Below are 6,606 nucleotides of genomic sequence, written 5' to 3'. Positions count from 1 at the left end.
TGACCTCCCACGGCTTCGCCCGCGCCACCCGTACTCCTCTCACGACCGCTACAGCGAGAGATCAAAGCACACCGGAGATCATTCTGTTAGGCGCTATAAGGGCAGCGAGCGCCTGCTAGCGCAGTCGGCCGTGGCCTTTGATGATTACCGGGTCGCGGTAGAGGAGTTCGCCGCCTCGGCCGGTGGGGCGGGCGAGCAGATCCTGCAGGGCTATGCAGGGCCGGGCGCGGAAGGTTTCCGCGAGCAGGTCGAGCTGCTTGTCCAGCAGCGTAAAGGCTTGCCCGCAGTGGCGGCTCTGGCGCACGCCTACGCCTTGCAATACGACATTTATGCTCGCGAGACGCAACTTGCCAAGCTGGAGATCAACGCCGGTTTCAAGGTCACCATCGCCGCGATCGTTTTGGGTGGTCTTACCACGGCCAGCGCCGCCCGCCTGCTGGGGCCGATGGCGCGACAGCTGCGCACGCGCCTGGACAAGGTTTTCGCACGGCTGGATCTGGCGGCCACCCGCACGTTCGCCACGACGGCCAGAGCGCTGCCCAGGGGCGCCGCGTTGAAGGCTGGCGGGCCGGGCAAGACCGGGACAGGCAAGGCGCTGCTTGCCAGGGCCGCCGCCCCGCACCCCTTCAGAGAGATCCCGGAAGAGATCGGGGAAAGTTTGTGGATCAATCGCGCCGCTCAAAAAGAGCAGATGCGCAGGGGAACGCGCACCTCGTGGGACGGTCAGAGGACCTTGGCTACCGGGCTGGGCGACGGCTTCGGCGCGATGCTGGCACACAAGGTCGTCAAGCTCGTCTCCAGATTCACCGCCGCCCTTCGCGGGATCAAAACGCTGACCCGTGCCGCCGGTAGTGCGCCGGGAGCCGTCAACGCGCTCAGGCGTTTTCCGGGCAGGGCGCTGCAGACCGGCCTGACCAACGTGATCGTTTCCTCGCCCGCCGGTATCGCCGCCAACGGTCTCGTCTACGGCCAGGTGCAACTGCCCACCGGCGGAGACTTTCTGGGCGGTTTCCTGGGTGGCGTCGGCCGTACCAACACCATCAGCCCTTTCAGCTTCGATGCCATCAACGCCGTCACAGCCCTCAGCTCCGCAAGCACAGCAGATAACCCACCCACACCGGCCACCACGGGCCTCGCGACAAACGCCGCTGCCCTCCCTCCAGGCGCGCCGCCTCCAACAACCACCCCGGCGGCGCTTAACAACCCGCCGCCTCCACCCCCGACCGGGCCTCAGGCACCCGGCATCGGCACCCGGCCCTCCACCGGCGACCCCCACGTCTCGCTCCTGCCCCCCAGGACCGGCCCGCCGGCGGCTCCTTATGTCCCTCCACCATCACATCCGGCTCCGGCACCAACCACGCCTGCCCACACCCCTACCTCTGCCGACAGCACGCAACTCGCACCCGAACCGGCCACCGAACGGGCGGCTCTCATCTCGGTTGCCAGTGACGCCAATCTTGAAGGTGTCGAGGTCAGGAGCGGTGACGGTCGGGGCGGCGTCGGGGATCCCTACGCGTACCCAGGCCAGGTTGCCCGGTCGGGCACCGATGCTTGGCTGCCGCCGGGAGCGCACGGGATTCCCGGTCAGGATGCTGCCTTCGCTGCGCAACCCGGTACGCGCCTGGGCCAGACGTCCCAGGATCAGGTACGGCCTGCCACCGGTGGCGTGGGCCCTCGCGAGCCGGACACCTCGATGGCCCACCCGCCGCTTGCGTCCCGAGGGTCGGTCGAGCACGCTGCCGATCACGCGGTTAGGGACGGCACTGCTGCTCGCGGCGACTCTGGCGCCGCTCAAGGATCCGTTCCGGTCCGGGTGTCCGACGGGCCCGCACCAGCAGATACTGCACACGTCAGTGGCGTGAACACAGGGACCACGAACACCGGGACCACAGATGGTGGTACCACGCCATCCGACGCCTCTCAGATCGGCTACGGCACGGCTCGACACTCGAAGGACATTCCCGATGGAAACGCGCTTATCAGCGGCCAGCCTGCCTCCTCTATCAGGCCCGCCTCCGAGGAGCCGATGCGGATCTCGGCGAGAAGCCTCTCTGATGCACAGGATCGAGAAGTGTCCGGCGCCTCCACATCCGCGGGCTCCGCACTCTCGGTCACCGGCGCCGATATCGGCACGCGCGTTACCGACCAGAGTGCAGCCATAGCAGAAATCCAATCTCCAGCGTTGCTCAACCATCCCGCCAATAAATATCCGCATATCGCACCCGAGGTCGCCGACCGTAACATGCCACTATTCGATTCAACAGATCCAAGGGCGGCGAAACGAGCGGCATGGGAGCGGTGGCGATCGGTCGATTCGGGGACCTCTTACCGGGAAAACTATCCAGCGTTCGAGCAAGTATTTTATGATGCCATGAAACGCTATAATGCTGGCGACACGGTTGTCCCCTTAATTTCTGACAATAGTGTCTCGTGTTGGACGGCACGTCGAGGTGGCATCGAAGTCGAGTATGAACTCGTCCACAAAACCGAGCTGGCTCTCACTCTGCACGCCGCCGGCCTTACAAAAGATGGCTATTTAGCGGCCAAAGACGCTGCGAGAAGCGCCGGTTACAGCGACGAGCGCGATAGTTGGCGACTGGAAATAGAAGGGACTTCGAACCCAAACCACACAATAGTTGAAAATGTGTCGCCGATTTCAGTCGACAATTTCACCTTTGCCCAAGAATTGATCATGGTCACCGACGCCGCCCGAAAACACCATGCATACACGTCGTGCGAAACGGGACTTCACACCCATATAAGCACGCATGATTTCGGTCCTCATCTTGAATACTACTCAAAAGCCTTAGAGATCCACAAAACGTTTTGGTCGACGTTGAAGCGACTGGCGCGAGATCCATCTCTCGAAGATCCGAGAAATGAGCGTGCCTGCAGGCCCAACGAAGCGACTGGCCGCTACGCCAGCCTTGAGGACATGGTTAAGGCGAACAGTCGATACGGTTCGCGAGACTACTATCCGGCGGTCAATTTAAAGGATGTCAATGGCAGCAGGTTCGATAATATAGAATTCCGCCTGTGGTCTTCATCGTTAGATCCCGGCACCATTCAGGCGCGCCTCAAGATCAACTTGGGTTTGGTTGAGGCATCGCTTCGCCTCGGTTTTGGTGACGAAGTATTGGTACCTAGACAGGGAGATGGGCGTCCATATTTTATGTTTCGAACCCTCGTCGATCTCTTATTCCATCGAGATATCGATAAGGAGCAAGCCGTAGCTTTGCTAGTAGCGACAACCCCTCCCTTAAAAAGTGGGAGAAGTATGATCGACTTACAAGTGCCGGGGCTACTCTTGTAGCATCGAATGGATGGAAGACGGGATTCTGGGCGGTGGTCACGTATGCGGCCATCTCGGCCCACGACACAATCGTCTATAGACCACTTCAATTTACAAAACGCTCATCGCAGACGATCAGGGCAGCCAGGGCAACTCCGCTGGCGCCATGCGTGACCTCGTGGTGGCGACGGTGCCAAAGCGTGGCACCTTCCCCGCCGCCCCTCGACGGCGATTTACGGTGATTGACCGTTGTTACGAAGCTGTCACCATGTACTCGTGTTGACGTTCGTGCAGGTCAGCTGGGTTGTGGCTTGATAGCCATCGACAGGACCAGCGGCCGCTTCGCAGCGTCACGAAGCATGCAGGAGGGTGTGTGAGTGATGGCGGCTGGCCGCGCGGCGCCACGACGAACCCGTCGACGACGACCAGGCCGTCTCACGGGGTTGAGGTCCAAGCGGCCAGATGGTGTGAGTTTCGTTGAAGTGTCGTCTTCAGGTGCGCGCGGGCGCGTAACCTCGCTCCGAGAAAAAAGGACCATGGGGACGTAGACGCTGGCCGGACTCGCTGGTCAAGGACCGGCACGTGGAAGCGGACCGGTCGCCGGGGTAGCAGGCACTAAACGGATGGGGTGTTGCATGCGGGTGGATATGGCCGAGGCCGAGTCGGCCGGTAGGCAGATGGCCGAGGGAGCCGAAGCCTATGCCGCAGCGGTGGAGCGGCTGTCTCAGGGTTTTGCCGGTGTGGGGCCGGTGGGGCCAGAAGGGGAACTGGTGTCGGCGTTGAATGAGTTCACCAGCGCGCTGGTGGAGGCCACGGGCCGTATCGCGCACGCCTACAGCTCTACGGCTACCGGCATGTCCCAATCAGTGAATACCGTGCGAGAGGCTGACACGACCACCGTCGTGATGGCGACTAACTCCATGGCGGGTAACAATGTGGCGGGGCATGCCTGATGGCGATGACGCTCCCTCCAGAGGCTGCGTGGCTTGCCTAGGTGACTGGCCTCACCGCGGTATTCCTGTGGAACGAGGACGCGTTGGTCGGCCCGACCGGTGTGGCTACACATACGAGCTGGTGAAGTCACCGCCACCTCAGGGGTGAGGTTGCCCTTTGGCTCGGTCTGGGTCTTGAGGTTGCCCGCCGCGTCGTAGGTGAGTTGCGGCCCTCCGGCGAGGTCTTCTCCACCATATCGGCGACGTGGCCCTTGAAGATGGCGGCGCCTCGTACGCCAGCCCCGTGCGAGCGGTGCTGTTGGCGTTGGCTTCGGCGTCCTTGAGCTCCAGCGGGTAGCTGGTCTTCTGGTCGAAGACCCAGGTGGCGTATGCGCCGTTGTCCTCGGTCAGCTTGACCACGTTGTGATCGGGGTCCCAGGTGAGGGCGGTGGTCTCCTGCTTGGTGTTGAGGATCGACTCCCGGCCGGCCGTAGGCGTCCAGCACGTACTTGGTGGAGTGCTGCAGCGGGTCGGTGACGGTGGCGTGGATCATGCCGCCCTGCGGGCCGTCTAGGTCGACGTAGTCGAACTTGGTCACCCCGTTGAGCCGCTCGGTGAGGGTTTCGACCTTCCACAGATCCTTCGGGTCGACCGGCGCCTCATAGTACTTCAGCTTCGTGGCGTTGCCGCGCGGGTGTCGCAGAACACCGTCTTGTGGGTGGCCTAATCCGTCCTGGTCAGGGCGGATGCCGCCTCGGCCACTGTGGCGTAGCAGCCGAAGACCCGATCCAGGCCGGTGAGGCGGAGAACCTGTGTGACCCTGTCGTGCACGCCGGCCAGCACCAGCGGCCTGCCGTCCGCCGCCAGGCGATGCCGGGCACTGATCAGCGCGCTCAGTCCGGTGGAGTCACAGAAGGTCAGCTCCGACAGATCCGCGATCACGCCCGACGGGTGCGGCGCCGTCTCGGTCAGCACCTGGGCGAACGCGTCTTCGGCCAGCGGCTGGGTGTGCAGGTCCAGCTCACCCTTCAGGGCCACCACGACAGCCGAGCGATCGCGGCGCACGGTGACGCGCAGCAACTCCGGCCAGCCCCCCAGGCCCACGATCACCACCCCTTGCCAGGCACTGCCCTGGCACGAACAGGAAAAACGCGCCCCTGTGTGCAGATCATGCTCCTCCAGACCGGAAAGGATCGATCATGGCGGACGCCAGGCGGCTGCCTTCGACGAATCAGCGGGGGAAGGGCTTGATCGTGATGAGGGAACAGCGTGCCGGTCCTGGCCCATCACCGATGACCTGCCTGCGCAGCGCGAGCAGGTCCACCGGCACGCTGCCCGCACCGGCCTGGGCGGCCAGCGCCTGGACGACCTGGTCCTCGCCTTCAGCGAGGCGACCGACAACGTGCTCGTCGACACGCCCTCGGGCGCGGCAGCGTCATCGTGTGGCACTTGGCCACCGACGTCGTCGTCGAAGTGACAGACCACCTCGGCAGCCTGTCCCGGCCGCCGCCTCATGCCCGAAGCGGCTATGGCCTGTGGTTTATGGGTCAGTTGTGCGACGAACTCGTCGTCGCCCAGGGCGCCGGCCGCTTCTCCGTCCGCCTGCGCATGCGCAGCGACGCCAATGACGACGGCGCCCCACCACGCATCACCACCGTCAGCGAGCGCGGCCGGTCCCTACTCGGCGGCGAAGGCGTCGGCGAGTGCGTCATGCACTGGCGTAGATCGACAGATGGCACTCCACGCCGACGATGTGCAGCAGCCGGGCCGCACCGCAGCGCCGCCAGGCGCAGGCTGCCGCCGTGCTAAGCGCTGTAGAAGTGGGTGGTGCATCACCCGTAGTCCCTGCTGTCCATGAAGGACCGCTCGGTTAGGTCGAGCACCACATGCTTCGTTTACGGGACGGTGCCGCAGTAGTCGAAGGGGAAGCGCGTTTCCCCCAAGAACGACCGCCCCGAAACTCGCCGAATCGGCGCGCTCCTGCGCGAACTGCTCTCTGCGGCGGGCGGCACGTCGGAACTCCTGGCGCAACTGCAGGACCAGTCCGGCGACGCCGCGGCCGCGCCGGCGTCCTGCTGCGCAACGAGTTCGTCGTACGAGGGGCGCCCACCGTGCCCGACGACGTCCTCGTCGAGATCGTCGACGAGGTGTACCTGCCCCTTGTGCGGCGACGAGGCCCGAACCCGAGCTGACCCTCCGCCGGCGCCGTGCCCCCTATCCCTCCGTCGGGCCGTCTCAGTGACGGCTGGCGACCATCTGCTGGCGCAGCCGCCACGTCCTGCCGTCGTCCGATGACTCGACGGCGCGCCAGTGGAAGGAGCCGGGCTTGACGTCGGAGAAGATCCAACGGGTCAGCACGCCGTCGAAGGTCCCCTCCAGAAC

The 6,606-nt window shown here is 64.4% G+C and carries 4 protein-coding genes; 3 read left to right on the top strand and 1 reads right to left on the bottom strand.

All coding sequences use genetic code 11. From position 1 onward, the window contains the following. Positions 1-130: 130 nt before the first annotated feature. Both ABFX50_RS50115 and ABFX50_RS50110 read left to right on the top strand, forming a co-directional pair. Positions 131-3,313, top strand: coding sequence for a hypothetical protein (locus tag ABFX50_RS50115; RefSeq protein ID WP_346158284.1), 3,183 nt, complete (start codon positions 131-133; stop codon positions 3,311-3,313). Positions 3,314-3,927: 614 nt separating this feature from the next. Beyond that, positions 3,928-4,245, top strand: coding sequence for a hypothetical protein (locus tag ABFX50_RS50110; protein ID WP_346158283.1), 318 nt, complete (start codon positions 3,928-3,930; stop codon positions 4,243-4,245). Between the two features lie 702 nt (positions 4,246-4,947). Here ABFX50_RS50110 and ABFX50_RS50105 read toward each other — a convergent pair. Continuing rightward, positions 4,948-5,334 carry an STAS domain-containing protein gene (locus tag ABFX50_RS50105; RefSeq protein ID WP_346158281.1) on the bottom strand — a complete coding sequence of 129 codons (387 nt, stop codon included), beginning with the start codon at positions 5,332-5,334 and terminating at the stop codon, positions 4,948-4,950. A gap of 339 nt (positions 5,335-5,673) precedes the next feature. On the opposite strand from ABFX50_RS50105, the gene ABFX50_RS50100 reads away from it, so the two are divergent. After that, positions 5,674-6,033, top strand: a complete 360-nt coding sequence (locus ABFX50_RS50100) for a hypothetical protein (protein WP_346158279.1) — start codon at positions 5,674-5,676, stop codon at positions 6,031-6,033. Positions 6,034-6,606: the final 573 nt, after the last annotated feature.

It is taken from the genome of Nonomuraea recticatena, assembly GCF_039533245.1.
GTDB classification, from domain to species: Bacteria; Actinomycetota; Actinomycetes; order Streptosporangiales; family Streptosporangiaceae; genus Nonomuraea; species Nonomuraea roseola.
Note: the sequence above shows the minus strand (reverse complement) of the source record. Positions and strands in the feature narration are given on the sequence as shown.

Bases quoted from the DNA above. Each gene is read 5' to 3' on its own strand.
- ABFX50_RS50110 (WP_346158283.1), top strand. From the start codon at position 3,928: ATGCGGGTGGATATGGCCGAGGCCGAGTCGGCCGGTAGGCAGATGGCC.